Annotated in this window: 22 protein-coding genes and 6 pseudogenes; 11 read left to right on the top strand and 17 right to left on the bottom strand. The window is 74.3% G+C overall.

Annotated features, from left to right (window positions below; genetic code table 11):
- From IQ279_RS25330 to IQ279_RS25320, 3 genes and pseudogenes are all read right to left on the bottom strand, one after another.
- A pseudogene (locus IQ279_RS25330) lies at positions 1-287 on the bottom strand (S1 family peptidase); the annotation flags it as partial.
- Between the two features lie 161 nt (positions 288-448).
- Complete coding sequence (locus IQ279_RS25325; RefSeq protein ID WP_206351634.1) at positions 449-2,083, bottom strand: hypothetical protein; 1,635 nt, start codon at positions 2,081-2,083, stop codon at positions 449-451.
- Positions 2,084-2,336: 253 nt separating this feature from the next.
- Positions 2,337-3,311, bottom strand: coding sequence for a LysR family transcriptional regulator (locus IQ279_RS25320; RefSeq protein ID WP_206351633.1), 975 nt, complete (start codon positions 3,309-3,311; stop codon positions 2,337-2,339).
- A 113-nt stretch (positions 3,312-3,424) separates the two neighbouring features.
- Here IQ279_RS25320 and IQ279_RS25315 point away from each other — a divergent pair, with 113 nt between their 5' ends.
- Positions 3,425-4,261, top strand: a complete 837-nt coding sequence (locus IQ279_RS25315; RefSeq protein ID WP_206351632.1) for a methyltransferase domain-containing protein — start codon at positions 3,425-3,427, stop codon at positions 4,259-4,261.
- Positions 4,262-4,321: 60 nt separating this feature from the next.
- Here the strand turns inward: IQ279_RS25315 and map are convergent, their stop codons facing one another.
- Positions 4,322-5,089: a type I methionyl aminopeptidase gene (map, locus tag IQ279_RS25310; protein ID WP_206351631.1), complete on the bottom strand. Its 768-nt coding sequence runs from the start codon at positions 5,087-5,089 to the stop codon at positions 4,322-4,324.
- A gap of 90 nt (positions 5,090-5,179) precedes the next feature.
- Between map and IQ279_RS25305 the strand changes: the two genes are divergently transcribed.
- Positions 5,180-5,455 carry a helix-turn-helix domain-containing protein gene (locus IQ279_RS25305; RefSeq protein ID WP_206351630.1) on the top strand — a complete coding sequence of 92 codons (276 nt, stop codon included), beginning with the start codon at positions 5,180-5,182 and terminating at the stop codon, positions 5,453-5,455.
- A gap of 295 nt (positions 5,456-5,750) precedes the next feature.
- Here the strand turns inward: IQ279_RS25305 and IQ279_RS25300 are convergent, their stop codons facing one another.
- Complete coding sequence (locus tag IQ279_RS25300) at positions 5,751-6,815, bottom strand: multicopper oxidase domain-containing protein (RefSeq protein ID WP_206351629.1); 1,065 nt, start codon at positions 6,813-6,815, stop codon at positions 5,751-5,753.
- A gap of 22 nt (positions 6,816-6,837) precedes the next feature.
- Positions 6,838-7,278, bottom strand: a pseudogene (locus IQ279_RS28965) (DUF8744 domain-containing protein); the annotation flags it as partial.
- On the opposite strand from IQ279_RS28965, the gene IQ279_RS28890 reads away from it, so the two are divergent.
- The 5 genes and pseudogenes from IQ279_RS28890 (at position 7,165) to IQ279_RS25280 (ending at position 11,233) form a co-directional block, all read left to right on the top strand.
- The gene (locus tag IQ279_RS28890) at positions 7,165-7,488 is read left to right on the top strand and encodes a hypothetical protein (protein ID WP_505011413.1); all 324 of its coding nucleotides are present in this window, start codon (positions 7,165-7,167) and stop codon (positions 7,486-7,488) included. The pseudogene IQ279_RS28965 and the gene IQ279_RS28890 overlap by 114 nt on opposite strands.
- A pseudogene (locus IQ279_RS25295) lies at positions 7,373-9,550 on the top strand (molybdopterin-dependent oxidoreductase); the annotation flags it as partial. The gene IQ279_RS28890 and the pseudogene IQ279_RS25295, both read left to right, overlap by 116 nt.
- A complete protein-coding gene (gene narJ, locus IQ279_RS25290; RefSeq protein ID WP_206351628.1) occupies positions 9,526-10,107 on the top strand; it encodes a nitrate reductase molybdenum cofactor assembly chaperone in 582 nt (193 codons plus the stop codon). The pseudogene IQ279_RS25295 and the gene narJ (IQ279_RS25290), both read left to right, overlap by 25 nt.
- Positions 10,104-10,862: a respiratory nitrate reductase subunit gamma gene (narI, locus tag IQ279_RS25285; protein WP_206351627.1), complete on the top strand. Its 759-nt coding sequence runs from the start codon at positions 10,104-10,106 to the stop codon at positions 10,860-10,862. The genes narJ (IQ279_RS25290) and narI (IQ279_RS25285) overlap by 4 nt, the downstream gene beginning before the upstream one ends.
- A complete protein-coding gene (locus IQ279_RS25280) occupies positions 10,859-11,233 on the top strand; it encodes a cupin domain-containing protein (RefSeq protein ID WP_241028724.1) in 375 nt (124 codons plus the stop codon). The genes narI (IQ279_RS25285) and IQ279_RS25280 overlap by 4 nt, the downstream gene beginning before the upstream one ends.
- A gap of 79 nt (positions 11,234-11,312) precedes the next feature.
- On the opposite strand, the gene IQ279_RS25275 is transcribed toward IQ279_RS25280, so the two are convergent.
- The 9 genes and pseudogenes from IQ279_RS25275 to IQ279_RS25240 form a co-directional block, all read right to left on the bottom strand.
- Positions 11,313-11,870, bottom strand: coding sequence for a vitamin K epoxide reductase family protein (locus IQ279_RS25275; RefSeq protein ID WP_206351640.1), 558 nt, complete (start codon positions 11,868-11,870; stop codon positions 11,313-11,315).
- A gap of 156 nt (positions 11,871-12,026) precedes the next feature.
- Positions 12,027-12,788 (bottom strand): annotated as a pseudogene (gene narI, locus IQ279_RS25270) (respiratory nitrate reductase subunit gamma); the annotation flags it as partial.
- Positions 12,785-13,390, bottom strand: coding sequence for a nitrate reductase molybdenum cofactor assembly chaperone (gene narJ, locus IQ279_RS28885; protein ID WP_372445235.1), 606 nt, complete (start codon positions 13,388-13,390; stop codon positions 12,785-12,787). The pseudogene narI (IQ279_RS25270) and the gene narJ (IQ279_RS28885), both read right to left, overlap by 4 nt.
- Positions 13,382-13,771 (bottom strand): annotated as a pseudogene (narY, locus tag IQ279_RS28880) (nitrate reductase subunit beta); the annotation flags it as partial. The pseudogene narY and the gene narJ (IQ279_RS28885), both read right to left, overlap by 9 nt.
- Position 13,772: 1 nt before the next feature.
- Positions 13,773-17,480 (bottom strand): annotated as a pseudogene (locus tag IQ279_RS25260) (nitrate reductase subunit alpha).
- A 186-nt stretch (positions 17,481-17,666) separates the two neighbouring features.
- On the bottom strand, positions 17,667-18,095 hold the full coding sequence (locus tag IQ279_RS25255) for a pyridoxamine 5'-phosphate oxidase family protein (protein ID WP_206351626.1): 429 nt from the start codon (positions 18,093-18,095) through the stop codon (positions 17,667-17,669).
- A gap of 150 nt (positions 18,096-18,245) precedes the next feature.
- The gene (locus IQ279_RS25250; protein ID WP_206351625.1) at positions 18,246-18,950 is read right to left on the bottom strand and encodes a response regulator; all 705 of its coding nucleotides are present in this window, start codon (positions 18,948-18,950) and stop codon (positions 18,246-18,248) included.
- Positions 18,951-19,126: 176 nt separating this feature from the next.
- A complete protein-coding gene (locus IQ279_RS25245) occupies positions 19,127-19,741 on the bottom strand; it encodes a CBS domain-containing protein (protein ID WP_241028732.1) in 615 nt (204 codons plus the stop codon).
- Between the two features lie 151 nt (positions 19,742-19,892).
- Positions 19,893-20,354: a Crp/Fnr family transcriptional regulator gene (locus tag IQ279_RS25240; protein ID WP_206351624.1), complete on the bottom strand. Its 462-nt coding sequence runs from the start codon at positions 20,352-20,354 to the stop codon at positions 19,893-19,895.
- Between the two features lie 301 nt (positions 20,355-20,655).
- On the opposite strand from IQ279_RS25240, the gene IQ279_RS25235 reads away from it, so the two are divergent.
- The 3 genes from IQ279_RS25235 to IQ279_RS25225 all read left to right on the top strand — a co-directional run bounded on the left by IQ279_RS25235 (position 20,656) and on the right by IQ279_RS25225 (position 22,885).
- Positions 20,656-21,291: a hypothetical protein gene (locus tag IQ279_RS25235; RefSeq protein ID WP_206351637.1), complete on the top strand. Its 636-nt coding sequence runs from the start codon at positions 20,656-20,658 to the stop codon at positions 21,289-21,291.
- Positions 21,292-21,478: 187 nt separating this feature from the next.
- The gene (locus IQ279_RS25230) at positions 21,479-22,369 is read left to right on the top strand and encodes a universal stress protein (protein WP_206351623.1); all 891 of its coding nucleotides are present in this window, start codon (positions 21,479-21,481) and stop codon (positions 22,367-22,369) included.
- A 132-nt stretch (positions 22,370-22,501) separates the two neighbouring features.
- Entirely contained in the window at positions 22,502-22,885 is a 384-nt protein-coding gene (locus tag IQ279_RS25225; RefSeq protein ID WP_206351622.1) for a hypothetical protein, read from the top strand.
- Positions 22,886-22,909: 24 nt separating this feature from the next.
- On the opposite strand, the gene IQ279_RS25220 is transcribed toward IQ279_RS25225, so the two are convergent.
- Positions 22,910-23,902: an MBL fold metallo-hydrolase gene (locus IQ279_RS25220; RefSeq protein ID WP_206351621.1), complete on the bottom strand. Its 993-nt coding sequence runs from the start codon at positions 23,900-23,902 to the stop codon at positions 22,910-22,912.
- 119 nt (positions 23,903-24,021) lie between these two features.
- Between IQ279_RS25220 and IQ279_RS25215 the strand changes: the two genes are divergently transcribed.
- Complete coding sequence (locus IQ279_RS25215; protein ID WP_206351620.1) at positions 24,022-25,029, top strand: LysR family transcriptional regulator; 1,008 nt, start codon at positions 24,022-24,024, stop codon at positions 25,027-25,029.
- Here IQ279_RS25215 and IQ279_RS25210 read toward each other — a convergent pair.
- Complete coding sequence (locus IQ279_RS25210; RefSeq protein ID WP_206351619.1) at positions 24,999-25,913, bottom strand: serine hydrolase; 915 nt, start codon at positions 25,911-25,913, stop codon at positions 24,999-25,001. The two genes, IQ279_RS25215 and IQ279_RS25210, sit on opposite strands and share 31 nt — an antisense overlap.
- Between the last annotated feature and the right edge of the window lie 16 nt (positions 25,914-25,929).

The raw sequence follows: 25,929 nt of genomic DNA, 5'->3' as shown, positions 1-25,929 counted from the left end.
TCGCCGCCGAGCGCCAGGCGCAGTTTCCCGGCGGCCTCTCCGGCCCTGCTCTCGTTCACCAGCCGGTCCTTCGCCTCGCCGGCGGTGAGGCCGAGATCGCGCTGCATGGCCTTGAGCAGGCCGGGCGGCACGGAGGACAGGGTGGAGGCGGCGGGGTGGGCGTCCGCCTTCCGCGGGGTGGAGGCGGCGGGGTCGGCCGTCGCGGTGCCCGGCAGCAGTCCGGTCAGGGCGAGTGCGCCGGCCGCCACGGCGGCCGCGCACGCGCCTGCGACGCGTCTGTGGAGCATGTGGTTCTCCTCGGTTTCGTCGGGGTGACCGAAACCGTAGACGCGGACGCGGTGGGGGGAGGAGCTGTCAACTCCCCTCCCCCCACCGCGTTATGGAAGCCGCCGCGCCCCGTGTGGCCTGCGGATTCCGTCGTGCCGCAGTGCGCGGAACAGTGCGCGGATCAGTGCTTGCCCGCCGGGGCGAGGTGGTCCAGGGACGTGGCCAGGGCCTTGCGCCGCCCGTTCTTGGCCGGAGCCGAGACCACCTCGAGCTGCTCGAGCGCGTCCAGGGCGCGCCGGGCGGCCGTACGGGAGAGGGAGAAGCGCTGCTGCACGTAGACCATGCTGGCGTTCTGCTCGGTGACGACGGCCTGTGCGATCTCGCGGAGCGTCCCGGCGTCCATCCCGGCGGCCTCCGCCTGCCGGGCGAACGGGCCGCCGGCGGGCTCGGCGCCGGATTCGTCCGGTCCGGGCCCGGCGGGCGGCTCGGCGGCCGCGGCAGGCGCCCGGGGGGCCTCGGCCTCCGCGGGTGACGCAGCCGCCTGCTTCACGATGCGTGCGGCGGGCGCGTCGGCGTTCTCGCCCTCGGTCCGTCCGGGCTCCGGGGCGGTGTCGCCGGCGTCCCCGGCGGGCCCCGTGGCGGGGCCCGTGGTGTTCTCCGTGGCGGCGGGCACGGCCGGCGCGGCCTCGTCGACATCCTCGGCAGCCGGCTTCGGCTCCGTCCCAGCCTCTGCTGTGCGGGGCGCCGTGGCCTCGGCCACGGGGGCGGCGGGGGCCTGGGCGGGTTCTCCGGCGTCTCGCGTGGACGCGTCGGCGGGCGTGGACTGCTTGTCACCGGAGGGGGGCTCCGGAGCTGCGGCCTTGCTGTCGTCGGTCTCCGCGGCCTCGTCGGTGACCGGGGTGTCGACGGTGACCGGGGCGTCCGAGACGACCGGGGCGGTCTCCTCGGCCCGGGGGGCGGGGATTTCGGCGGGGGCTTCGGTCTCCGGGGCGGGCGCCTCGGCCTTCACCGCCTCCACCGTGGGGGAGGCGGGCTCGTCGGCACGCGGCTCCGGCGTCCCGGACACCCCGGTCGCCGGCTCCGGCGAGTCGTCGTCCCGCACCTCCGGTTCCCGTGTGCTGTGCTCGGGCTCCGGCGTGTGAGGGGCCGGAGACCGGTCCTCCTCCAGGTCCGACCGGTCCGACTGCTCCGGCCGAGAGGCGGAGTCAGCGGGGTCGGAGAAGAACAGACCGCCCACCGAAAGCCGTTCCGGAGCGGTCTCCTCCACGGAGACCGTCTCCACCAGGACGGAACCGGAGGCGCTCTCCTTCTCCTTCTTTTCCTCCTCCTCGCGGCGCTCCGTCTCCTGCCCCGGCTCGGTCCCCGGCCCGGCCGGCGGTTCCGGCTCGGTGCGGACAGTGGCCGCCGCCTCCTCCGTCGTCTTCTCCTTCTCCTCTGCGGTCTCCCCGGCCGTCTTCCCGGCACCGCCCTGCGAGGCGGTCCGCTCACCGGCCGCCGGGGCGCGGCGGCTCAGCAGGACACCGGCTCCCGCCGCGACGAGGAGGACGGCACCGCCCGCCAGGAGCGGCACGGAGCCGAGAACGGCTCCGAGGGCGATGAGGAGCAGGCCGACCAGCCCCAGGGCCGCGGACAGAGGCGCGGCCGTCCTCGTACGGTTCTTCCCGGCGGGACGCGGAGCGTCCTCCCGTGGGGCCTCCGCCTCCGCGGCGGTCCGGCCCGCTCCTCGGCAGCTTCGGCCTTCGCTCTCGTGGTGGCCGATGACCCCGTCGGTCACCGGCGCCCGCTGCTCGCAGACCGGGCATGTATCGCGACGCATTCAGCCCCCTTGTGGCACTTCCCAGGACGACGGACTGTAGCGGACCGGGGGATGTCACCGTGGGGGTGGTACCGGCACTCCGCATCCGTCCGGGCGTACGCCCCGACCAGCGGCCCGCCGGCCGCCGCACAACTCCGTTCTGCTACGGGACCCTTGGCGGCGGGGCCGGACGGGCCGCCGTGGCGCCGGTCGGGCGCCCCGGCGTGTCGTGCGATGCCGTATCGTCCGATCTCATCCGATCGTCATCCCGCGCTCATCCGACCCCCGCCGGGGAAGTCGCGCCGAACCCCGGGTGTTCGGAAAGCCACCGGGTGTAACTGACGCTGCGGGCGGCGGCCTCGGCGTGCGCCGCGCGGGCCTGGGCGACCACCGGGCCCGCGACGCCCGCAGCGGGCGAGCCCGGATGCCAGCCGACCAGATGCCGCCAGCGCAGCGGAGACCCGGCCAGCGGGCGGGTCACCATGCCCGGGGCCGGCGGGAACGTCGCCCGGCACAGCCCCACCGCCCGCCCCACCTGCACCAGATGGACGCACGAGGCGGTGTCGGTCTCGTAGACGCGGACGGGGGTGAACCCGGCGCGGGCGCAGACGGCGGCGAAGCAGTCCGCGAAGCAGCCGTCCCCCGGCACGTCCGCCCAGGACTCCCCGGCCAGCTCGGCCAGTTCCACCTCGCGCCGTTCGGCCAGCGGATGGTCCCGGCCCAGCATCACGAACACCGGGTCGACGGCGATCTCCCGCCACACCAGCCGGTCCGCCGCAGGCGGCGGGCTCTCCCCGCAGGCGCCGACCAGGGCGAAGTCCACCCGCCCCTCGACCACCAGCGCGGCGATCTCCCGTTCCGACCAGGAGGTGCGCGTGGTCACCGCGACCTGTGGATGGGACTCTGCCAGCCGGTCCACCAGGCCGCCCAGCAGCGGCCCGTGCGTACCGCCGAGCCGGAAGCGCGGCATGCCCTCCCACGCCCGCGCGAACCGTACGGCCTCCTCCTGGAGATCACGCACCGCGGGCAGCAGCACACAGGCACGGTCCAGCACCAGCTCGCCCAGCGCGGTCGGCCGGACCCCGAACCGGCCGCGGGTGAACAGCGCCCCGCCCAGGGCGCGTTCGATCCGCTTGAGCTGTGCGCTGAGGGCTGGCTGGGCCAGGCCCAGTGCCGTGGCCGCCCGGGTGAGGCTGCCCGCGTCCGCGATCGCCCGGATCGTCTTCAGGTGCCGCAGTTCCAGGTCCATGCCCGACAGCTTGGGCCGCCCGGTACGCGGGGGCAATACATCGGCAGGGGATTGGTACGGACCACAACTGCGGTACACGGCCGCCGAGTCGGCGCCCGGGTTAGGGTCTGCGCATGTCCGGGACAGCTCAGAGGTTCGACTCGTCCATGGCCGCCTGGCGGCAGTGGCAGCAGGCCCCCTGGGGGCGCCTGCGCTTCACCCTCGCCGAGGCCAACCTCCTGCGCCACCTGGACGGACTCGGCGACGGTCCCCTGCGGATCCTGGACCTGGCCGGGGGAGACGGCGGCGACGCCGTCCGGCTCGCGGTCCGCGGCCACCGCGTGACCGTGGTGGACCTCGCCCCCGGGATGCTGGCAGCCGCCGGGGAGCGCGCGGAGGCGGCCGGAGTGGCCGACCGCGTCACCCGCGTCCGGGCCCGCGTCGAGGAGTTGCCGCGGGAGATCGCCTCGGGCGGCTGGGACGTCGTGCTGTGCCACAACGTCCTGCAGTACGCGGAGAGTCCAGCCGCGGCGGAGGAGATGCCGGCGGCGGCCGTGGCGCCGCTGCGGGAGGGCGGCGTACTGTCGGTGATGGCCGTCAACCGCCACTCCGCCCCGCTGGTCGCGGCCGTACGCGAACTGGACCCGGCCGCCGCGCTGGCGGCCCTCGGCCGGGACCGCGCCGACGGCCGCACCTTCGGCACCGCCATGACGCTGTACACCGCCGAGGAGATCGCCTCCCGGCTGGAGGGCCTGGGCTGTCCGGGGGCCGCGCACCACGGCATCCGCAGCGTCAGCGACTACATCACCGACGACGAGCGCAAGTACGACCCGGCCTTCTACGCCGACCTGGAGCGGCTGGAACTCGCGGTCACCGACCGGCCCGCCTACCGGCACACCGCCCGCCTCTTCCAGCTGATCGCCCGCCGGGGCCCCGCGGTGCCCGCGTCCCCGGCCCGGCCGGGAGCCTGACGCCTCCGGGCCCGCCACCGCCCTCGCCTCCGTCTTCGTCCCCCCGGTCCCCGTCCCCGGTCAGGGCAGGGTGAGCACGCGCGGGCCCTCGTCGGTGACCGCGACGGTGTGCTCGATGTGGGCGGCCCGGCTGCCGTCGGCGGTGCGCAGCGTCCAGCCGTCGGGGTCGGTGCGGTAGGCGTCGCTCCCGCCGGCCATCAGCATCGGCTCGATGGCGAGGACCAGCCCGTGCCGCAGGGGGAACCCGCGCCCGGGGCGCCCGCGGTTGGGCACATGGGGGTCCTCGTGCATACGGCGGCCGATGCCGTGGCCGCCGAAGTCCCGTGGCATGCCGCAGCGGGCCGCCTCGGCGACGGCGCCGATGGCGTGCGAGATGTCGCCGATCCGGTTCCCGGCGGTGGCCGCCGCGATACCCGCGTCGAGCGCCTCCCGGGTGGCCTTGACCAGTTCCAGGTCGGCGGGCCGGGGGGTGCCGACGATGAAGCTGACGGCCGCGTCGCCGGTCCAGCCGTCGAGTTCCGCGCCGCAGTCGACGCTGACCAGGTCGCCGTCGCGCAGCCGGTAGCCGTCCGGGACGCCGTGCACGATCGCGTCGTTGACGGAGACGCAGGCCACCGCCGGGAACGGGGTGGGCGCGAAGGAGGGTCGGTAGCCCAGGAAGGGGGAGCGCGCCCCCGCCTCGGTCAGGACGGCGCGCGCCGCCTCGTCCAGCTCCCGCAGGGACACGCCGACGCCCGCCGCGTCCCGGGCGGCCGCGAGGGCCCGGGCAACGACGCGCCCGGCCTCCCGCATGGCCTCCAGTGCCGCATCGGTCTTGATCTCCACCATGCTGTGCCACTTCTCCCTGTGCGTGTCGTGCTGTCGCAACGCGTCGGGTCGGCGCGCTCCAATTCTTATACCGGTATTAGTATCACGGTCATGGTGAGAACTCCTCTGACCCCGTGGGAGCGGCAGCGCGGGGAACGGCTCGGTGCGCTGCTGCGCGAAGCGCGCGGCGGGCGCAGCATGGTGGAGGTCGCCGCGGCGGCCGGGGTGTCGGCGGAGACGCTGCGGAAGATCGAGACCGGACGGGCGCCGACCCCGGCGTTCTTCACGGTGGCGGCCCTGGCGGCCGTACTGGGCCTCCCCCTGGACGACCTGGCCGCCGCCTGTGCCGAGAGCGGCGACGAGGACGGGCGCGCGCTGTCGGCGTGAGGCGCGGTGCTCCCCTCGACGCGGGCATCGCGGCGACCCCGGTGAGGGCCGGGGACGGCCCGCCGAGGAGCGCGCCGACGTGCTGCCGGAGGCCGCGCTCGACGGCCTGCGGCACCACGGCCCGAACCGGGACCCGGACGGGAGGGAAACCGGGAGGCGGCGGGGGCGGCGGGCCTGTGAGGATGAGGCGTGTGAACGACGGACGATCAGCCTCCTGGGACATCGCGCCCCTGCCCGTCGGGCATCCCGACTCCGCGGCCCTGCTGCGCGCGTACTACGAAGACATCGTCGGCCGCTACCGCGGCCGCCGCGCCGCCCGGGAGGAGGTCGACGCGGCGCTCGCCGAGGAGCCCAGTGACGATCTCGCCCCTCCCGCCGGCCACTTCATGGTCGGCCGGTGGAAGGGGCGGCCCGCCGGGTGGTAGACGGTGTCGAACTGGCCCCCGACGACGTGGAAGGCGCTCGGCCGGTTCGGCCCGGCCGCCAGGACCCAGATCCGTACCCGCTCGCCGGTGCGGACGGCCGGTGGGTCGTAGGCGTACTGGTTCGCGTAGCCGTTGAAGACCACGGCGTCGGACCGCAGGGCCGCCACCTTGTCCGCGTCGGCCGTGCCACCCTGCCCGCCCAGGTACAGATCGGACTGGATCAACAGGAACTCCCGGTCGACCTCGGGCAGTTGCGGCGGGTCGGCGACGACGGCCCCGTACATGCCGTTGGCGATGTGCAGCGACATCGGCATCGTGGAGCAGTGGTACATCCACACCCCGCTGCGCTCGGCGGTGAACCGGTAGGTCAGCGACTCGCCGGGTTCGATGGTGCGCATGGGCCGGTCGGGGGCCAGCGCCCCGGCGTGGAAGTCGATGCTGTGGCCGATCGACCCGTCGTTGACGAGGGTGATCTCGAAGGTGTCGCCGACCCGTCCGCGCAGCACCGGGCCCGGCGCGGTACCGCCGAAGGTCCACAGGGTCTGCCGCACTCCGGGGGCGACCTCGCGTACGGTCTCGCGCACCGTCAGGGTCCGGCGGTGGACGCGCGGTCCGGAATCGCCCGAGACGGGCGGCAGCGCGGCGTCACGGGCGGTGAAGCCGGGGGCGGGCTCGGCCATGGGGTCGAACGCGGAGGCGGCCGACTCCCCGTCGGCGCCGCCCTGTTCCCCGTGCTCCGCGGGGCCTGCGGGCTTCGGGGAATCCTGCGGGCCGGCCGCGTTGCCACCGGTGACCCGTACGCCGAACACCATGCCCATCCGCCGGTGCCCCACCACCGAGCACCACCCCTCCAGATCGCGGTCGACGACCCCGGCGTCCAGCGTCTCCCGTTCGCCGGGGGCGAGCCGGCCGGTGCGGGCGCCGGACTCCAGCACCAGGTCGTGGCCGTCGTCGCCCTCGTTGCAGCCACAGCGCCCCGGCCAGCCCCAGCCAGGCGTAGCCGGCCAGCAGGCAGGCGGCGCTGAAGCGGGGATGCCCGCCGCCGCGGCCTGACCGCGTGAACGCGCCGGTGAGTGATCGGAAACCTTTCCGGGTAGTCAATGGGCCGGCACCGGAGCGGGGCGGGGATCGCGTCCACTCGGAAGTGAGCGCCCGGCCGTCCGCGGCCCGGTGCGTGGACCGACTTCCGATCCCGGGAGGGACGCGCTGGTGAGAGCGAGGAACAGGAAGACCGGGGCGGAGAGGGAGTAACGTCCCGGCCCGGACGGTGATTTGACCGAAGCCTTGGTGGGCAGCCGCCGCTTCTTCACCCGCGCCGAGGTCTCCGGGGACCGGCGGGCCCTGTACCGCATCGGCGGACGCCAGGCCGACACCTTCTACCGCGACCGCTGGTCCCACGACAAGGTGGTGCGCTCCACCCACGGGGTCAACTGCACCGGCTCGTGCTCGTGGAAGGTGTACGTCAAGGACGGCATCATCACCTGGGAGCGCCGAAGCGGAGGCGGAGAACGCGGAGTTCAAGACGGTCCTGCTGGACTCGGCCACCGGGGAGCCGGTGGTGCCGAACGGCTCGCTCGGCCACCGCTGGGGCGAGTCCGGCGCCGGTAAGTGGAACCTGGAACTGGGCGACACCGACCCGCTGCTCACCGCCTCCGGCGGCGGCGGCGAGGCGGCGGCCGAGGTCGAACTGCCCCGCTTCGACACCCCCGACGGCCGGGCCGCGTCACTGCGCCGCGGCGTCCCCGTGCGCCGGATCGGCGGGAAGACGGTCACCACCGTCTTCGACCTGCTGCTGGCCCAGTACGGCGTCGCCCGCGACGGGCTGCCCGGCACCTGGCCCACCGGCTACGAGGACGCCTCCCAGCCCTACACCCCCGCCTGGTAGGAGGCCGTCACCGGAGTACCGGCGGAGAAGGCCGCCCGCATCGGGCGGGAGTTCGCCGACAACGCCGAGCGCACCGGCGGCCGCTCCATGATCATCATGGGTGCGGGCACCAACCACTGGTTCCACTCCGACACCATCTACCGCGCCCTCCTCACCCTGACCACCATGACCGGCTGCCAGGGCGTCAACGGCGGCGGCTGGGCCCACTACGTCGGCCAGGAGAAGGTCCGCCCCATCACCGGCTACTCGGCGCTGGCCACGGCCGCCGACTGGAACCGGCCCGCCCGGCAGATGATCCAGACCGCGTACTGGTACCTGCACACCGACCAGTTCCGCTACGACCCCTTCAGCGCCGACACCCTCTCGGCGGCCTCCGCGGGCGGCACGTTCACCGGGAAGACCACGGCCGACGTCATCGCCCAGTCCGCCCGCATGGGCTGGATGCCCTCCTACCCCACCTTCGACCGCAACCCGCTGGATCTGGCGGACGAGGCGAAGGCCGCGGGCCGGCCCGTCCCCGAGCACATCGTGGACGAGCTGAGGTCCGGGCGGCTGCGGTTCGCCGCCGAGGACCCGGACGACCCGGCCAACTTCCCCCGCGTGCTGACGGTGTGGCGGGCGAACCTGCTGGGCTCCTCCGGCAAGGGCAACGAGTACTTCCTCAAGCACCTGCTGGGCACCGACTCCTCCGTGCGCGCCGAGGAGGCGCCCGAGGGAGCCCGCCCGCGGGACGTGGTCTGGCGCGAGCAGGCCCCCACCGGCAAGCTCGACCTGCTGCTGTCGCTGGACTTCCGGATGACGTCCACCACCGTCTACTCCGACATCGTGCTGCCGGCCGCCACCTGGTACGAGAAGCACGATCTCAATACCACCGACATGCACCCCTACGTGCACTCGTTCAACCCGGCCATCTCCCCGCCCTGGCAGACCCGCACCGACTGGGACGCCTTCAACACCATCGCCAGGGCCTTCAGTCGGCTGGCCGCCGACCACCTGGGCACCCTCCGCGACGTGGTCGCCGCCCCGCTCCTGCACGACACCCCGGACGAACTGGCCAACCCGCACGGCCGCGTACGGGACTGGAAGGCCGGCGAGTGCGAGCCCGTCCCGGGCCGCACCATGCCGAAACCTGTGACCGTCGAACGCGACTACGCGGCCGTGGCGGACAAGATGACCGCCCTGGGCCCCCTGCTGGACGACCTGGGCGCCACCACCAAGGGCGTCACCTTCAAGCTCGACCGGGAACTGGAGTACCTGCGCGGCAAGAACGGCACCGTCCACGGCGGCGCGGCCGACGGCCGCCCCTCCATCGCCCGCGACGTCCAGGCGTGCGAGGCGATGCTCGCCCTGTCCGGCACCACCAACGGGCGCCTGGCCACCAAGGGCTTCCGCGAACTGGAGCGGCAGACCGGCAGTGAGGGCCTGGTGGAGCTGTCCGCCGAGCGCGAGGCCGAGCGGATCACCTTCGCCGACACCCAGGCCCGCCCCGTCCCCGTCATCACCTCCCCGGAGTGGTCCGAATCGGAGTCCGGCGGGCGGCGCTACTCGCCCTTCACCATCAACACCGAGCACCTCAAGCCCTGGCACACCCTCACCGGCCGCCAGCACTTCTTCCTCGACCACGACTGGATGGCGGAGCTGGGCGAGTGGCTGCCGGTCTACCGGCCGCCGCTGAACATGCACGCCCTCTTCGACGAGCCCCAGGTCGGCAGCACCGGCGAACTGGGCGTCACCGTGCGGTATCTGACCCCGCACAACAAGTGGTCCATCCACTCCGACTACAAGGCCGCCTACGGCTGGCCCGCCGGGTCGCGGCCGCGCTGCCCGGACCGGTCGCGGCCCCCCTGCACCGCTTCCTGGACCACGCCGAGCGCACCGGCACCGCCCGCCTGGCCGCCGAGTACGTCGAGGTCTTCGACCACCGCAGACGCTGCTGCCCGTTCCTGGCCTACTACGCCCACGGCGACACCCGCAAACGCGGGGTGGCGCTGCTGCGCATCAAGCGGACCTACGCCGCCGCCGGGCTGCGCCTGACCGAGGAGGAGCTGCCCGACCACCTGGCCGTCGTCCTGGAGTTCGCCGCCGGCGAGCCCGAGGCCGGCCGGAAACTGCTGACCGAGCACCGCGCCGGCCTGGAGCTGCTGCGCCTGGCCCTGCACGACACCGGCGCGCCCTGGGCGCACGTCCTGGACTCCGTCTCGGCCACCCTGCCGCCGCTGGGCGGCGACGAGCGCGAGGCCGTCGCCCGCCTGGCCGCCGAGGGCCCGCCCGAGGAGGAGGTGGGCCTGGCGCCCTTCGCACCGCCCCAGTACATGCCCGACCCGGTGGGAGGCCGCCGATGACGCACCTGGCACAGAACGCCGCCGGCCCCGGCGCGCTCGACATCCTGCTGTGGGTGGTCCTGCCGTACGTGGCGCTGGTGCTGTTCGCCGGCGGGCACGTCTGGCGCTACCGCTACGACAAGTTCGGCTGGACCACCCGATCCTCCCAGCTCCACGAGAGCCGGCTGCTGCGCATCGGCAGCCCGCTGTTCCACTTCGGCATCCTGGTGGTGCTGATCGGCCACGTCATCGGCCTGCTCATCCCCAACAGCTGGACCGAGGCGGCGGGGGTGAGCGAGCACACCTACCACGTCACCGCCGTCGTGCTGGGGCTGATCGCGGGTGTGAGCACACTGGACGGGATGGCCATCCTGATCTACCGGCGCCGCACCGTCGGCCCGGTCTTCAGCGCCACCACCCGCAACGACAAGCTGATGTACCTGATGCTCGCCGCGGCACTGGTGCTGGGGCTGGCCGCCACGGTGGCCGCCAACGTCGTCGACGACGGCTACGACTACCGGACCACCATCTCCCCCTGGTTCCGGTCGATCTTCTACCTTCAGCCCGACCCCGCGCTGATGGTCGGCGTGCCGCTGCTGTTCCAGCTCCACGTGATCAGCGCGCTGGCCCTGTTCGCGGTCTGGCCCTTCACCCGGCTGGTGCACATGCTGACCGCTCCGCTGGGGTACCTCACCCGTCCGTACATCGTCTACCGCAGCCGGGACACGCAGCTGGGCTCGCGTGCCACCCGGCGCGGATGGGAGCGTGTCCGATGATCACTCCGCAGGGCGGCCCCGAGCCGGACCGCGAGAAACACCCCGCCGGAGAGGTGGCCGGGCTGAAGGCCCAGGGGGAGTGGCTGCTGGCCGAGGCGGGAGCGGCCGACTCCGGGCGGAAGGCTCAGACCGTCGTCAAGGTCCCCGGCCTCAGCGTGACACTGATGGCGCTGGCCTCCGGCCACGGACTGGCCGAGCACCAGACGCCCGGGGCCGCGACGCTGCTGTGCCTGACCGGCCGGGTGACGCTGAGCACCGTCGAGCGGGAGTGGGAGCTGGGCCCGGAGGACCTCATCGCCATCCCCGCGGAACGCCACCGGCTGACCGCCGACACCGACGCCCTGGTGCTGCTCACCGTCCGGCTGGACTGACCCCGCCGGACCGGTCCCGCCGGGCGGCCCGGCGCGGGCCCGCCCCGTCACCGCGCCCGCGCCAGGCCGCCAGGCCGTCTCAAAGCAGGCCGGCCCAGTGGTCCCAGAAGCGGGTCAGGACCAGCAGCACGACGACGGCGTACCAGGTCGCCAGGACCACGCCGTGCAGCTCCGGCACGGCGTGCAGGGTGCCCCGCGCGCGGCGCGGTACCGGCAGCACGCCGTGCCGGAGGTTGTGCAGGGTCACGTACCAGAACAGCGGGACGGTGACGGCCCACACCACGGCGCAGTACGGGCAGATCCGGTCCAGCTCGTAGAGCGACTGATGGATCAGCCAGTGGACGAGGACGACCCCGGCCAGCGCCCCGGCGTTCAGGGCCAGCCACAGAGCCCGGTGCAGACGCGCCCCGAGGAGCAGGGCGGCGCCGAGGGCCGCGACGGCGGCGAAGGCGCCCAGACCGAGCAGCATGTTGGGGAAGCCCAGCACACTGCCCTGCGGGCTCGACAGCACGCTGCCGCAGCCGACGACGGGGCTGATGTCGCACGACGGCCGGTAGACCGGGTCGCCCAGCACCCGCCAGCCGTCGGCGGTCAGCCGGAAGGAGGCCAGCCAGCCGACCAGTCCGGCGAGGGTGATGACCAGGGCCGTCGCCCGGCCCGCCCCCAGGGGGAGCGCCGCGCGGGCGCGGCGCTCCCGGGTTCCCCGGTGCTCTCCTCCCGCGGGGTCTGTGCCCGCGGGGCCGGCGCGGCCGTCACGCCCGGCTCCCCGTGCGGCCGCCGGACCTGTGCCCGCCGGTGCGGGGCCTCGGCGCCCCGCACCGGGGGCCGGGACCGCGGCGCCGCTCCGGCTCCGGTAGACCAGATAGGGCCGGGCCAGATAGCCGACCGGGGCGGACCAGACGTGCACCAGCCGGGTGAACGGCCAGGCGGCGAAGAGCAGGCAGGCGGTCAGGGCGTGGAGCTGGAACAGCAGCGGCGCTCCGGCGATCGCCTCCGGCTGCGGCTGGAGGGCGAACAGGCCGCGGAACCAGACGGAGACGGTGGAGCGGTAGTCGTACCCCGCGCCGAACACGTTGTGGGCGGCGGTCGCCGCGATGCCCAGCACGACGGTGGCGGACAGCAGCGGGAAGAGGACCTTGTCGCTCCGGTCGGTGCCCAGCCGGATCCGGCGGGTCAGCAGCCGGCGGGCGCAGAGCATGCCGAGCCCTGCCACCATGGCCACCCCGGCGACCGACCCCGCCCACACGGCCGTCAGATGGTAGGTGTGCTCGTCGACGCCGACCGCCTCCGTCCACGAGGCCGGCACGGCGAGGCCGACGACGTGTCCGGCGATCACCATGAAGGCGCCCAGGTGGAACAGCGGGCTGCCCCAGCGCAGCCACCGGTGCTCCAGAAGCTGGCTGGTGCGGGAGGTCCAGCCGAACTGGTCGTGCCGGTAGCGCCAGACGTGTCCCACCGCGAACACGGCGAGGCAGATGTAGGGGACGGCCACCCACAGCAGGAGTTCGGCGCCGCTCGCCGCGGCCATGGGTGCGGATGCGGGTGCGGTGCTCATCGGGGGCCTTCCGGGGTCGACGGGGGCGGCATCAGGGTGGGCGGGGCCTGCCGGGGCGGGACGAACGCGCCCGGCGGCGCGAACTCGCCCGCCCCGTACGGGTCGAGTCCGACGTCCTCGGCGGGCGGGCCCTGGGTGGCGAGCTCGGCGACGGCCCTCAGATCGGCCTCGGTGGCGGGTGGCAGCAGGGTCAGCAGCGCGGCGAGCACGTGCCGGCAGGGGGAGCCGCCGTCGGCCAGCGCGTGGTGAATCAGCTCCAGCCCGCGCCGGTGCAGGCGCAGCGGGTCTTCGCCCGCGCGCGGTCCGGCCAGCGAGGCGTACTCCAGGACGACCGGGAGGTGGTCGGGCAGCTCGCCGCCGTCGGCCTCCCAGCCGGTGGCGCGGTAGCGCTGGGCGAGGGTCAGCAGAGCCATGCCGCGGCGGCGGGTGTCGCCGTGCAGGTAGTAGGTGAGGTAGAGGCCGCTGCGGCGCCGCAGGTCGAACGTCTCGACGTAGTGCCGCTCCAGCGCGTCCGGCTCCTGCCCGGCGAACCACCCGGTGAACGCGGCCAGACGCTCGGCGGCGGGGGAGGGCGGCAGCGCCCCGACGGTGGCGGTGAGCACCGAGCGGGGGCGGGCGACGGGCATGTCCGGCCCGGCGGGGGCGCTGACGAGGTTGTCGTAGTCGTAGGTGACCGGCTCGTAGTAGTCCTCCAGGGAGGGCGGATCCGGGTTGGAGAACAGCGACAGCAGCCGCCTGACCCGGCCGCCGGAGCGCAGGACGAGCCGCCCGCGCCGGTCCAGCATCCAGCCGCCCTTCCACTGCCCCTGGTCCTCGTAGCGGCGCGGATAGCCGACGCCGGGCTTGGTCTCGACGTTGTTGAACCAGGCGTACTCCACGCCGCTGCGATTGGTCCACGTCTGCTTGCAGGTGACCGAGCAGGTGTGGCACCCGATGCATTTGTCGAGGTTCATCACCATCGCGATCTGGGCCATCACGCGCATCTCAGTACTCCACTCGCTGGTCGCGGCGGCGGATGACGGTGATCTCGTCGCGCTGGTTGCCGGTCGGTCCGTAGTAGTTGAAGGCGTAGGTGAACTGCGCGTAGCCGCCGGCGAGATGGGTCGGCTTGAGCAGCAGCCTGGTCAGCGAGTTGTGGATGCCGCCGCGCCTGCCGCCGACCTCGGTCTTCGGCACGTTCACGTTGCGGTCCTGGGCGTGGTACATGTGCACTGTGCCCTCGGGCATGCGGTGGGTCACCACCGCCCGTGCGGCGACGACGCCGTTGCGGTTGTACGCCTCGATCCACTCGTTGTCCCTCACACCGATCCTCTCGGCGTCCTCCCGGGACATCCAGATCACGGGACCGCCCCGGGAGAGGTCGAGCATGTACTTGTTGTCCTGGTAGTTGGAGTGGATGGACCACTTCGAGTGCGGGGTGAGGTAGCGGACCGTGACCTCGGCCCGGCCGTCCTCGCGCAGGTGCTCGTCGCCGTAGTGCCGGGGCGTGTTCAGCGGGGGCCGGTAGACGGGCAGCTACTCGCCGAGTTCGGCCATCCAGTCGTGCTGGACGAAGAAGTGCTGGCGGCCGGTGAGGGTGTGCCAGGGCTTGAGGTGCTCGGTGTTGATGACGAAGGGCGAGTAGCGGCGGCCGCCGGTCTCCGACCCGGACCACTCGTACGAGGTGATCACGGAGCGCGGCTGGGCGCGGGTGTCGGCGAAGGTGATCCGCTCGGCCTCGCGCTCGGCGGACAGCTCCACCAGGCCCTCACTGCCGGTCTGCCGCTCCAGTTCGCGGAAGCCCTTGGTGGCCAGGCGCCCGTTGGTGGTGCCGGACAGGGCCAGGATCGCCTCGCACATGTCGGAGGCGGTGGCCAGGGAGGGCCGGCCGGCGGCCACCCCGTCGCGGACGGTCCCGCAGCGGCGGCGCAGTTCGCCGATCTCCTGGTCCGGGTGGACGGTGATGCCCTTGGTGGTGGTGCCCAGGGTGTCCAGCAGCGGCCCGACGGCACGCATCTTCTGCGCGACCGCCGCGTAGTCCCGCTCGACGGTCACCAGCTTGGGCATGGTCCGGCCGGGCACCGGCTCGCACTCGCCGGCCTTCCAGTCGCGCACCACCCCGCCGGGCTGGGCGAGTTCGTCGGGGGTGTCGTGCAGCAGGGGCACGGCCAGGACGTCGGTGCGGGTGCCCAGGTGCTCCTCGGCCAGTTCGCTGAACCGGTCGGCGAGGGTCAGGAAGGTGTCGTAGTCGGTGCGGGCCTGCCAGGGCGGGGCGATGGCCGGGGTGAAGGCGTGGACGAAGAGGTGCATGTCCGTGCTGGACAGGTCGTCCTTCTCGTACCAGGTGGCGGCCGGCAGCACGACGTCGGAGAGCAGGCCGGTGGAGGTCATCCGGAAGTCCATGGTGACCAGCAGGTCGAGCTTGCCCTCGGGCGCCTCCTCGCGCCAGACCACCTCCCGCGGACGCCCCTCGGGCGGCGTCTGCCCGGAGCGCACGGCCGCGTCCGTGCCCAGCAGGTGCTTGAGGAAGTACTCGTTGCCCTTGCCGGAGGAGCCCAGCAGGTTCGCCCGCTACACCGTCAGCACGCGGGGGAAGTTGGCCGGGTCGTCCGGGTCCTCGGCGGCGAACCGCAGCCGCCCGGACCTCAGCTCGTCCACGATGTGCTCGGGGACGGGCCGGCCCGCGGCCTTCGCCTCGTCCGCCAGATCCAGCGGGTTGCGGTTGAACGCGGGGTGTCCCGGCGTCCAGCCCAGCCGCACCGCCTGCGCCGGGCAGTCCGCGAACGCCTTGCCCTTGAACAGCCCCTCACCCAGCGGAGAGGCCAGCTCGCCGGGCCCGAACGCCTCGTAGCGCCACTGGTCGGAGTTCAGGTACCAGTACGAGGTGCCGGCCATGTGCCGGGTCGGCCGCTGCCAGTCGAACGCGAAGGCCAGGTGCTGCAGCCCGGTGACGGGGCGGACCTTCTCCTGGCCGACGTAGTGGGCCCAGCCGCCGCCGTTGACGCCCTGGCAGCCGGTCATGGTCGTCAGTGCCAGGAAGGCACGGTAGATGGTGTCGGAGTGGAACCAGTGGTTGGTGCCCGCACCCATGATGATCATGGAGCGGCCGCCGGTGCGCTCGGCGTTGCGGGCGAACTCGCGGGCGATCCGGGCCGCCTGCACCGCCGGGACGGAGGTGATCGTCTCCTGCCAGGCCGGGGTGTACGGCCGCTCCGCGTCCTCGTAGCCGGTCGGCCAGTCGCCCGGCAGACCGGGGCGCTCCACCCCGTACTGGGCGAGCATCAGATCGAAGACGGTGGTGACCAGTTTCCCGCCGACCCGGCGCACGGGGACGCCGCGCACCATGCTGCCGCCGCCCTCGGTCGCACCCCCGTCGAACCGGGGCAGCGCGACCGCGGCCGTCTCCCCGGTCGGCTCCAGCAGGCTCAGCTCGGGCACGACATCGCCCAGGTCCAGGTTCCAGCGCCCCTCACCGGTCCCGGCCCAGCGGAAGCCGAGCGAGCCGTTCGGCACGACGGGCTCGCCGGTGCGGCTGTCCAGCAGGACGGTCTTGGAGCCGGCGTTCTCCGCCCCGGCCTCGGCGCCGCCGAGGTCGGCCGCGGTCAGGAACCCGTCCGGCACGAGTCCGTCCGCACGCTCGCGCAGGGTGACCAGGAACGGGGCGCCGGTGAACGCGCGCAGGTAGTCCCGGAAGTAGGGCACCTCGCGGTCCACCAGGAACTCGCGCAGGATCACATGGCCCATCGCCATCGCCAGCGCCCCGTCGGTGCCCGGATGCGGGGACAGCCACTCGCCGGCGTGCTTGACGTTGTCGGCGTAGTCGGGACTGACGGCCACCACCTTGGTGCCGTTGTAGCGGGTCTCGGTCAGGAAGTGCGCGTCCGGCGTACGCGTGACGGGGATGTTGGAGCCCCACATGATCAGATAGCCGGCGTTCCACCAGTCGGCCGCCTCCGGCACGTCCGTCTGGTCGCCGAAGACCTGCGGCGAGGCGACCGGCAGATCGGCGTACCAGTCGTAGAACGACAGCAGGGTGCCGCCGATCAGGGAGTGGTACCGGGCCCCGGCGGCGAACGACGCCATCGACATCGCCGGGATCGGGGAGAAGCCCGCCACCCGGTCGGGGCCGTACTCCTTGACGGTGTGCACCTGCGCGGCGGCGACCAGCTCGGCCACCTCGTCCCAGCCGGCGCGGACGAAACCGCCCTTGCCGCGCGCCCGCTTGTAGGCGCGGGCCCTTTCCGGGTCGCCGGTGATCTCCGCCCAGGCCGTCACCGGATCGCCCAGCCGGCCGCGGGCCTCCCGCCACATCCTCAGCAGCGTGCCGCGCACATACGAGTGGCGCACCCGGCTGGGGGAGTAGGTGTACCAGGAGAACGAGGCGCCGCGCGGGCAGCCGCGGGGCTCGTACTCGGGGCAGTCCGAGCCGATCGAGGGGTAGTCGGTGGCCTGGTGCTCCCAGGTGATGATCCCGTCCTTGACGTACACCATCCAGGAGCAGGACCCGGTGCAGTTCACCCCGTGGGTGGAGCGCACCACCTTGTCGTGGGACCAGCGGTCCCGGTAGAAGCCCTCCCACTTCTCGTCGCCCGTTCCGTACACCGCGCGGCCGTCGGCCGACACCTCGCGGCGGCTGAGCAGCCGGCGCGCGGCCAGCGGCCAGTCGCGTTCACCGCGGACCGTCCGGGCCCCCGCGTTCTCGTCGTTCACCATGGCCGGAACGCTATGCGGCCCCCCGCCCGCCGGGCCGGGGCCGGAGAGCCCCCGCCGCCCGGCCGGAAAGCCCCGGCCCGGCGGCCGAACAGGGCCGATCGGCCCTGGCCCCGGGGTCGGTCGGCCGGGGCGCCCGGATGAGGACCCGGCCGGGAGGGCCAGGGCGCCCGCGCGGGGGCGAAAGGCTCAGAGGGTCCCGGCGGGCGAGACGTCCTCCAGCAGCCGGCCGGTCACCAGCTCGGCCTCGATCCGCACATGGACCCCGTCCTCGACCGGGGCCCAGGACAGCGGCCCGGACCGGCCCAGCCGCTCGGCCTCACCGGGATCGGTCACCAGCGAGGCACGCCCGGTGACGACCACGCTCCGGCCCGAGCGTGTCGCCTCGTCGAACCGGTCCACCTCGAAGGCGACCACGCTGCCGTCCACCGCGCGGGCCATCCGGGACGCACCCGAGGTGCGCAGGACCACGGCCTGGTCGCGGTCCAGGAAGAAGTTGACCGGGAGGACGGCGGGCAGCGCGTTCTCGGTGTAGACGATGCGTCCCAGAGGGACCTGTCCCAGCAGGTCCAGGCACTCCCGCCGGTCGAGTTCGCGGAAGCCGTCGTGTCGGTGCATGCGTCCATGGTGCGCGCGCCGCCCGGGCGGGGATAGGGCCGGTCGGCCCCATCCGGGGCGAAATCGGGCGGGGCCCGCCTGCCGGGCGCCCCCGCCGCCCGGCAGGGCGGCCCCGCCCCCGCACGCGCCCACCGCTCGCGCGCACCCCGCTCAGTGCGGCTGCCGCGGGGCCTGCGGGGCGGTCTGGGTGGCGATGACGGCGGCCTGGACCCGCCGCTCCACCCCCAGCTTGGCCAGCAGCCGGGAGATGTTGTTCTTGACCGTCTTCTCGGACAGGTACAGCTGCCGACCGATCTGCCGGTTGGTCATCCCCTCGCCGATCAGGGCCAGGATGTCGCGCTCGCGGGGCGTCAGCGAGGCCAGCGCGGCGTCTTGCGGCTCCTCGGCGGGCTCCTCGGCGTCCTGCACCCGCAGGCTGTTCATCAGCCGCGCCGTGGTCGCCGGGTCCAGCATGGACTGCCCGGAGGCGACGGTGCGCACGGCCGCGATCAGGTCCGAGCCCTTGATCTGCTTGAGGACGTAGCCAGAGGCGCCGGCCATGATCGCGTCCAGCAGCGCGTCGTCGTCGTCGAACGAGGTCAGCATCAGACAGGCCAGCTCCGGCATCCGCGAGCGCAGCTCGCGGCAGACGGCGATGCCGTTGCCGTCGGGCAGGCGCACGTCCAGCACGGCCACGTGCGGGCGCAGGGCCGGGCCGCGCGCGAGGGCCTGCTCGGCCGTGCCGGCCTCGCCGACCACCTCGATGTCGGGCTCGGCGTCCAGCATGTCGTGCACGCCGCGCCGCACCACCTCGTGGTCGTCGAGGAGGAACACCCGGATCGGGTCCTGTGGTGAGAACTGCTGGGCCTGGGTCATAGGGATCCTTCACGCCGTCGGTCAGGGGCACGCACCCCACTCCATGATCCTGCCCCGCCCCGCCCGTCCGGCGCCAGGGTCCAACGGTCCCGCCGCCCACGCGAGCGGCGGGAGCTCGCGGCCGCCCGGTCCCGGCGGCCGCCCCGGTACGCCCGCCGTGCCGCCGGCCGCTCACCTCACGCGGACCGCCCCAGGTCGAACCCGACGTCCACCACCCCCTCCACCGACCGCGCCATCCGGGCGGCCACCGGAACCAGGGCGGTGTTGCGGATCTCGCCGGTGAAGGTCACGACACCGTCCGCCACCCGCACCCCCACGCCCCGGCCACCGCCGGGGAAGAGGGGCTCGACGACATCCCGGCGCACCTCCCGGGCAATGTCCTCGTCCGGGCGCAGGAAGACCTTCAGCAGGTCCCCGCGGCTGACGACGCCGACCAGCAGACCGTCGGCGTCGGTCACGGGCAGCCGCTTGACGCGCCGGCGCGCCATGACGCGCGCCGCCTCGGCCAGGGTGGCGCGGGCGTGGACGGTGACCGCCGGCGCCGTCATCAGCTCGCCCGCGGTCACCGCCCCCACCCGGGCCAGCTCCTCGGGGCGCCGCAGCTGCTCCATGCGGCTGGGGTCGCCGTCCCGGAACTCCTCCTTGGGTAGCAGATCCGCCTCGGAGACGACGCCGACGACGCGGCCCTCGCCCTCCAGCACCGGCAGAGCGCTGACCTTCCACTGCTCCATGGTCATCACGATCTGCTTGAACGGGGCGTCCCGCCCGATGGAGACGACGGTCTGGCTCATCACGTCGCCGACGGTGTGCGGGGCGTGCGGCACGCCGTCCGCGCCGCCGCCGGTGTCCGCGCCGAACGCGCCGAACGCGCCGGCCGTGCTGTCCGTACCGTCCATGAGACCCTCCTCGAAGAATCGTTGCCGTGGCGTGCCCGGGCGCGTGTCACGGCATGGGGCCGCTGCCGTAGGGCCCGTACAGGTCCAGCAGCCGGGTGCGGGCCGCCTGCAGCCGGTGCGAGATGATCTCGGCCATCCGCAGGGCCACCGCGCGCCCCAGCACTGGATCGGCCTCGCACAGCTCCCGCACCCGGGCGGCGTCGAACTCCAGGGCCCGCACCGGGCTGAGCGCCTCGGCGCCCAGCTGCCAGGTGTAGGGCGGGAAGAGCCAGGACCAGCCCAGCAGGTCGCCGTGGGAGAGGGTCTCCACCGCCGCGGGGCGGCGGCCGGGCACCCGCATGTCGAGGGTGACCGAGCCGGTGCGGATCACCCAGAACCGGTCGGCCCGGTGGCCTTCCTCGGAGATACGGGCGCCGGCGGGGAAGGAGACCTCGCGGGCGAGTTCCAGCAGTCGTTCGCGGTTCTCCGGGGGCAGTGCCCCGAGCAGGTTGTTGGCTGTGACGATCATGGCGGACCTCCCTGGTGCCGAGCGGGCGGTGTACGCGCGGGCGTCCGCTCCCGGTACGGGTGCCGTGGCGGTCCGCCGCCGCTGCCTCTAGTTCCGTTGTACTCCCGCGACCGGGAAGTGGTGCCTCATCGTCATCGTCGGATTTCCCGGCCCGCCGGGGCAGGGGCCGTACGGGGACCTCGAAGGGGACTTTCGGCCCCCGCGCACGGGCCCGCGGACCCCTGCTGCCGGGGCCGCCGTCGCGAGACGGTGTGAACGTGCCCGAACGGCGGGCCGGATTTCCGCGAAGGGGATGAGCGACATGGCAGTCCACGGCCACACGCACGGACACCGGGGGTTCCACCTCCCGGTGCGGCGCACCACCCGGACCGCACCCGCGTCCGGTGGGACGGCGGCCGCGACGGCCGTGGTGCCGGCGGCGTCGACCGCGGCCCGCGTCCTGGCCGGGGTCCGCTTCGCGACCGGGTTCGTCTTCCTGTGGGCGTTCGCGGACAAGGCCTTCGGCCTGGGCTACGCCACCCCCGCCGAGCGGGCCTGGACCGAGGGAGGCTCGCCCACGAAGGGCTTCCTCAGCGGCGTTGCCGCCGGCCCCCTGGAGTCGTTCTTCCACGGCATCGCCGGGGCCGCCTGGGCGGACTGGCTGTTCATGCTCGGCCTGCTCGGCATCGGCCTCGCCCTGACCGCCGGCGTCGCACTGCGGCTCACGGCGGTCGCCGGCACCGTGATGATGGCGCTGATGTGGGCCGCGGAGTGGCCCCCGGCCCGGCACCTGTCGGACGGCAGCCCCAGCATGTCGACCAACCCGGTCGTGAACTACCACGTGATGTACGCGGCCGTCATGATCGTCTTGGCGGTCGTGGCGGCGGGCGACACCTGGGGGCTGGGCCGGTGGTGGGCCCGGCTTCCCCTGGTCCGCAGCCTCCCCTGGCTGCGGTGAGCCCGCCTCCCCGCGGCGGACCACCGGCCCGCGGCGCCCCACCGGGGCACCGCGGGCCGGCCGTTTCCCCGCCGCGCGGGACGTCGGGCCCCGGAAAAGGGACCAGTGACCCCTGCCGAACGCGGGTACCCGGAGCGATCATGGAAACGAAAGCGGCGCGGAGCCGCCCGTCAACGGAGGTGTTGTGATGGTACGTACGGTCACCGTGGGAGTGGACGGCTCCGCCGAGAGCCTGGCCGCCGCCGACTGGGCGGCCCGGGAGGCGGCGCGGCGCGGGGTGCCGCTGCGCCTCGTCCACGTGCGGGAGCCCGACCCCTTCACCCCTCCGGACTCCTTCGCCGACCCCGAGACCCGGCAGCACTGGGCCCAGCGGATCCCGCGCGAGGCGGCGAACGACCTCGCCCGCCGCCACCCGGAGCTGGAGATCACCACCGACCAGCTCACCGGCCGTCCCCCCGAGGTGCTGACCGCGGTCGCCGAGCAGGCCGAGGTGCTGGTCGTCGGCACCCGCGGCCTGGGGCCCGTGGCCGGGTTCCTGGTCGGCTCCGTCGGCCTGGCCACCGTCGCCCGTGTGAAGTGCCCGGTGGTGCTGGTGCGGGCCGAGACGTCGAAGGAGGGCGGACCGGAGGGCGCGGAGCCCTCCGCCACGCCCCGCGACGTCGTCATGGGGCTGGAGCTGTACCGGCCGGCCGACGAGCTCATCGAGTTCGGCTTCGACGCCGCCGCCCGGCGCGGCGCCGCGCTGCGGGTCATCCACGGCTGGAACCCGCCGCTGGTCTACGGCGTCGACCCCATCGCCGTCGACCCCCGCCTGGCCACCGACCTGGCCCAGGAGAGCTCCCGCAACCTGACCGAGGCGCTGCGCCACTGGCGGGAGAAGTACCCGGACGTGGAGGTGAAGGCGCAGGCCGTGGTGGGCCGGGCCGCCCGTCATCTGACGGAGGCCTCCGAGGACGCCTCGCTGGTCGTCGTCGGCCGCCGCATCCGCCGTTCGCCGATCGGCTTCCACATCGGGCCGGTCGCCCACGCGGTCATGCACCACTCCAAGGCGCCCGTCGCCGTCGTTCCGTTCGGCTGACGGACGCCCGCCGCCGCGGCGCGCGCACCACCGGGCCGCGACCCTTCGGCGCTCACCGAAGGGTCGCGGCCCCAGCATCGCCGTGTGGGCGCCACGCCTCCCGGGCGGGCGCACGAGAGGAGGGGGACGCGGATGTACGACGTGACCGTGGAACCGGGCGACGGGCGGGGCGCCCTGGCGTCGGTGGGGGAGACGCTGGGCGCGGCGGGCGTCAGCGTGGAGGGCGGCGGTGTGTTCACCGTCGGCGGCCGGCCGGTGGCCCACTTCCTGTTCCGGGACGGCGAGGCGGCGTGCTCGGCGCTGCGGGCCGCCGGGATACCGGTGACCGGCTGCCGGAAGGTGCTCACCCGGCGCCTGGACCAGGAGCGCCCGGGACAGCTCGGCGCGATCACCCGAGCCCTGGCCGACGCCGGGGTGACCGTGGAGGTCCTGTACTCCGACCACGACCACCGGCTCGTCATCGTGGCGGACGACCCCGTCGCCGCCGCGGCGGCGACGGCCGCCTGGGACCGCTGACCGCCCGGCCGGCGGCCGGGAGTGTCAGGGCGTGAACGTCTCCAGGTGGTCGACGACCACGAAGCGCGCGCCCGGGCTCGCCCCGGCCACCGCCTCACGCAGGCCCTCCAGCCCGCCCCAGTCCACGGCCGGTTCATCCAGCGGCTCGTCGAAGTCGTCCCAGTGGGTGGGCACGACGTAGGGCGGGTGGTCCAGGCAGGACAGCAGGCGCGGTACGTAGTCGTGCACGGTGGAGCCGCCGGGCTGGATCATCGCCAGGTCCGGGGCGAGTCCGGCCAGGTCTGCGGCGCTGAAGTTGGATCCGCCGAAGTTGACCAGGGTGAAACCGGTGGCCTCGCTGGTGACCGCGTACGCCAGGGTCTCGCCCTCGACGAGGTCGGCGATGGTCCTGGGACGTGGCGGCGGGCCGCCGGGGCGGGTACCGGGGAAGGGAACCCGGGCGCGCGGCCCGGGCATGGAGTGCAGGGAGCGCAGTACCCGGACGGAGTAGCCCTCGAAGCGGATGTGCTCGCCGCCGCGGACCATCGACAGCTGCTCCTCCAGGGCGCGCCGCTCCCGCGGCCCGGCGAGGGCCAGCATCATGTTGGCGTGGCTCTCGGTACCCAGCACGGTGGCACCGGTGCGGGCCGCCAGATGCGGTACGTCGGGCATGTGGTCGTAGTGGCCGTGGGTGACCAGGATCTGGTCGGCGCGCAGCCGGTGGCGGTCGACGGCGGCCCGGTCGACGGTCACCGGCGTCCTCGGGTCGGCTCCCCGCTCGGAGTAGGTACCGGTGCGGAAGCGGGTCAGCCAGGGGTCCACGAGCACGGTGGCGGGCGCGGAGCCGGGTCGCTCCACGCGGATCTCCCAGCCGTTGTTGCCCAGCCAGCGCAGATGGAAGCCGGACTTCCCCGGCTCGGGACGAGCCGGGCCTTTGGAGCGGGAGGGACGGGCCGCCGCGCCGGCCGGGACGGAGGCGGTCAGGCCCGCGGCGGCCAGACCGGCCGCCGCGGGCCTGAGCAGGCCGCGCCGGGACACGGCGGAGGAACGTGAGGATCGGGAGAGCGGTCGCATGCCGTGATCAGAGCACGCGTCACGGCCGACCGTCCAAGATCGAAAACCGTTCCCGGCGATACCGGAAACGGTATCGTCCCGGCGTGGACCTGTTACGGCACCTGAGGTACTTCCGGGCGGTCGCCGAGGAGCTGCACTTCGGGCGGGCGGCTCAGCGGCTCCACATGGCGCAGCCGCCGCTGAGCCGCAGCGTCCGCGCGCTGGAGGAGGAGCTCGGCGCGCGGCTGTTCGACCGCACCTCCCGCGGCGTACGGCTGACCGCCGCGGGCGAGGCGCTGCTGGCCGAGTCCGGGGATCTGCTGGCACGGGCCGAGCGGATGCGGACCCTGGTCGCCCGCGCCCACCGCGGTGAACACGGAACGCTGCGGATCGGGGTGCCGCCGGAGCTGCCCGGGCGCGTACTGGCCCGGATGCTGACCGCCTTCGCCGCCGAGATCCCGGGCGTACTGGTGGAGCCCGGGGAGCTGAGCACCGCCGAGCAGGTGCGGCTGCTGGCCGAGAGGGAGCTGGACGCCGGGCTTCTCCAGCACCCGGTGGAGCCGGAACCGGACGGACTGGTGGGCGAACCGGCCACCGCTCTGCCACTGGGCGTCGTCCTGCCCCGGGGCTCCCCGCCGGCGGGGCCGGGCCCGCTGCCCCTGGCCTCGCTCGGCGGCAGCCCGCTGGTGATCTTTCCCCGGCGGGCCGCGCCCGGCCTGTACGACGCCACCCTCGACGCCTGCCGGGCACAGGGCTGGCGCCCGTCCCGGATCGTCCACGCGGGGAGCCCCGAGGTGATGACGGGCCTGGTGATCGCCGGGCGCGGGGTGGCACTCGCCCACGAGGCCGTGGCCCGCAAGGAACCCCGTGTCCTGTGGCGTCCTCTCGGCGCGGACGCACCGCGGTGGCCGGTCTCCTTCGTACGGCCCGCCGCGGCGCCCCACCCGGCCGCCCGGCGCCTTGCGGCCACCGCGACGGCCGTACTGCGCGCCGAGGCGGGCGGGACGGGCGGGTGCCTGGCCGGGAGGCCAGACCCGAAGGAGGCGGGAGCGCACATCGCGCCGCGCCCCTGGGACGTGGTCTACGCGGTGCGGCGGCCGGAGGGGGGCTGACCACAGCAGCCGTACAGTTCCTCCACCGCCGCGCGCCCCGCCGCGCCGATCGCCGCGTCGAGGTCCGGGCGGCGCTGGGCCGGGCTCACGGTCTCGGTGAACACCGCGACCGCGTAACGGCCGCCGCCGGGCGGGGCGATGACGCCGATCTCGTGGCGGAAGCCGGGCAGGGTGCCCGACTTCGCGGCGACCGCCACCTCCTCCGGGAAGGCCGCCGCCAGCCGGTGCCAGCTCACCTGTCGCGCCATCAGGTCCCTGACCTCGGCGCACGCCCGCGGCGGTCCGGCGCGGTCGGTCCAGACCAGGGCGAGCAGCCGGGTCATGTCCCGGGCGGTGCCGCTGTTGGTGCGCCGCGGGTCCGACGTGGGCAGGGAGCGTATCCGCTCGGGGGAGAGTGTGGGGTAGACGGCGGCGAACGCGGCAGGATCGGCGGCGCCGACCTCCGCCAGCACACTCTCCAGCAGGTCCCGGGGGGATCCGGCGATCCGCGTGCCCTCCAGCCCCAGCTCCCTCGCCAGCAGTGCCACGGCGTCGGCGCCCACCCTGCGGAACAGCACGTCGGCGGCGGTGTTGTCACTCACCGACAGGGTGAGGAACGCCAGATCGCGCAGGCTCGTCTCCACGTCGTCACGGCACCCGGCCGTGCCCGTGCCGCCCAGCCGGTCCGCCTGCCCCACCAGCACCCGCTCGGCCGGATCCAGCTGGCCGTACGCCGCCTGCCGGGCGAACTCCAGCACCAGGAGCACCTTGACGACCGAGGCCAGGACCACCGGCTCGTCCGGCCCGATTCCCGTGTGCCGCCCGCAGTCCACACAGCGCGCGTGCAGCCGCACCCGGGCGCCCAGCGCGCCGAACTCACGCTCCGCGTCCTCCTGTTCCACCACCGGGCCATCCTGCCTC

Source organism: Streptomyces verrucosisporus (assembly GCF_017114865.1).
Taxonomy (GTDB): Bacteria; Actinomycetota; Actinomycetes; order Streptomycetales; family Streptomycetaceae; genus Streptomyces; species Streptomyces fenghuangensis.
This window is presented reverse-complemented; position numbering and strand designations above follow the sequence as displayed.

Excerpts from the sequence above, each read along its gene's own strand:
- IQ279_RS25325 (WP_206351634.1), bottom strand. The coding sequence starts at position 2,083 with ATGCGTCGCGATACATGCCCGGTCTGCGAGCAGCGGGCGCCGGTGACC.
- IQ279_RS25320 (WP_206351633.1), bottom strand. The coding sequence starts at position 3,311 with ATGGACCTGGAACTGCGGCACCTGAAGACGATCCGGGCGATCGCGGAC.
- IQ279_RS25315 (WP_206351632.1), top strand. The coding sequence starts at position 3,425 with ATGTCCGGGACAGCTCAGAGGTTCGACTCGTCCATGGCCGCCTGGCGG.
- map (WP_206351631.1), bottom strand. The coding sequence starts at position 5,089 with ATGGTGGAGATCAAGACCGATGCGGCACTGGAGGCCATGCGGGAGGCC.
- IQ279_RS25305 (WP_206351630.1), top strand. The coding sequence starts at position 5,180 with ATGGTGAGAACTCCTCTGACCCCGTGGGAGCGGCAGCGCGGGGAACGG.
- narI (WP_206351627.1), top strand. The coding sequence starts at position 10,104 with ATGACGCACCTGGCACAGAACGCCGCCGGCCCCGGCGCGCTCGACATC.
- IQ279_RS25280 (WP_241028724.1), top strand. The coding sequence starts at position 10,859 with ATGATCACTCCGCAGGGCGGCCCCGAGCCGGACCGCGAGAAACACCCC.
- IQ279_RS25255 (WP_206351626.1), bottom strand. The coding sequence starts at position 18,095 with ATGCACCGACACGACGGCTTCCGCGAACTCGACCGGCGGGAGTGCCTG.
- IQ279_RS25250 (WP_206351625.1), bottom strand. The coding sequence starts at position 18,950 with ATGACCCAGGCCCAGCAGTTCTCACCACAGGACCCGATCCGGGTGTTC.
- IQ279_RS25245 (WP_241028732.1), bottom strand. The coding sequence starts at position 19,741 with ATGAGCCAGACCGTCGTCTCCATCGGGCGGGACGCCCCGTTCAAGCAG.
- IQ279_RS25240 (WP_206351624.1), bottom strand. The coding sequence starts at position 20,354 with ATGATCGTCACAGCCAACAACCTGCTCGGGGCACTGCCCCCGGAGAAC.
- IQ279_RS25235 (WP_206351637.1), top strand. The coding sequence starts at position 20,656 with ATGGCAGTCCACGGCCACACGCACGGACACCGGGGGTTCCACCTCCCG.
- IQ279_RS25230 (WP_206351623.1), top strand. The coding sequence starts at position 21,479 with ATGGTACGTACGGTCACCGTGGGAGTGGACGGCTCCGCCGAGAGCCTG.
- IQ279_RS25225 (WP_206351622.1), top strand. The coding sequence starts at position 22,502 with ATGTACGACGTGACCGTGGAACCGGGCGACGGGCGGGGCGCCCTGGCG.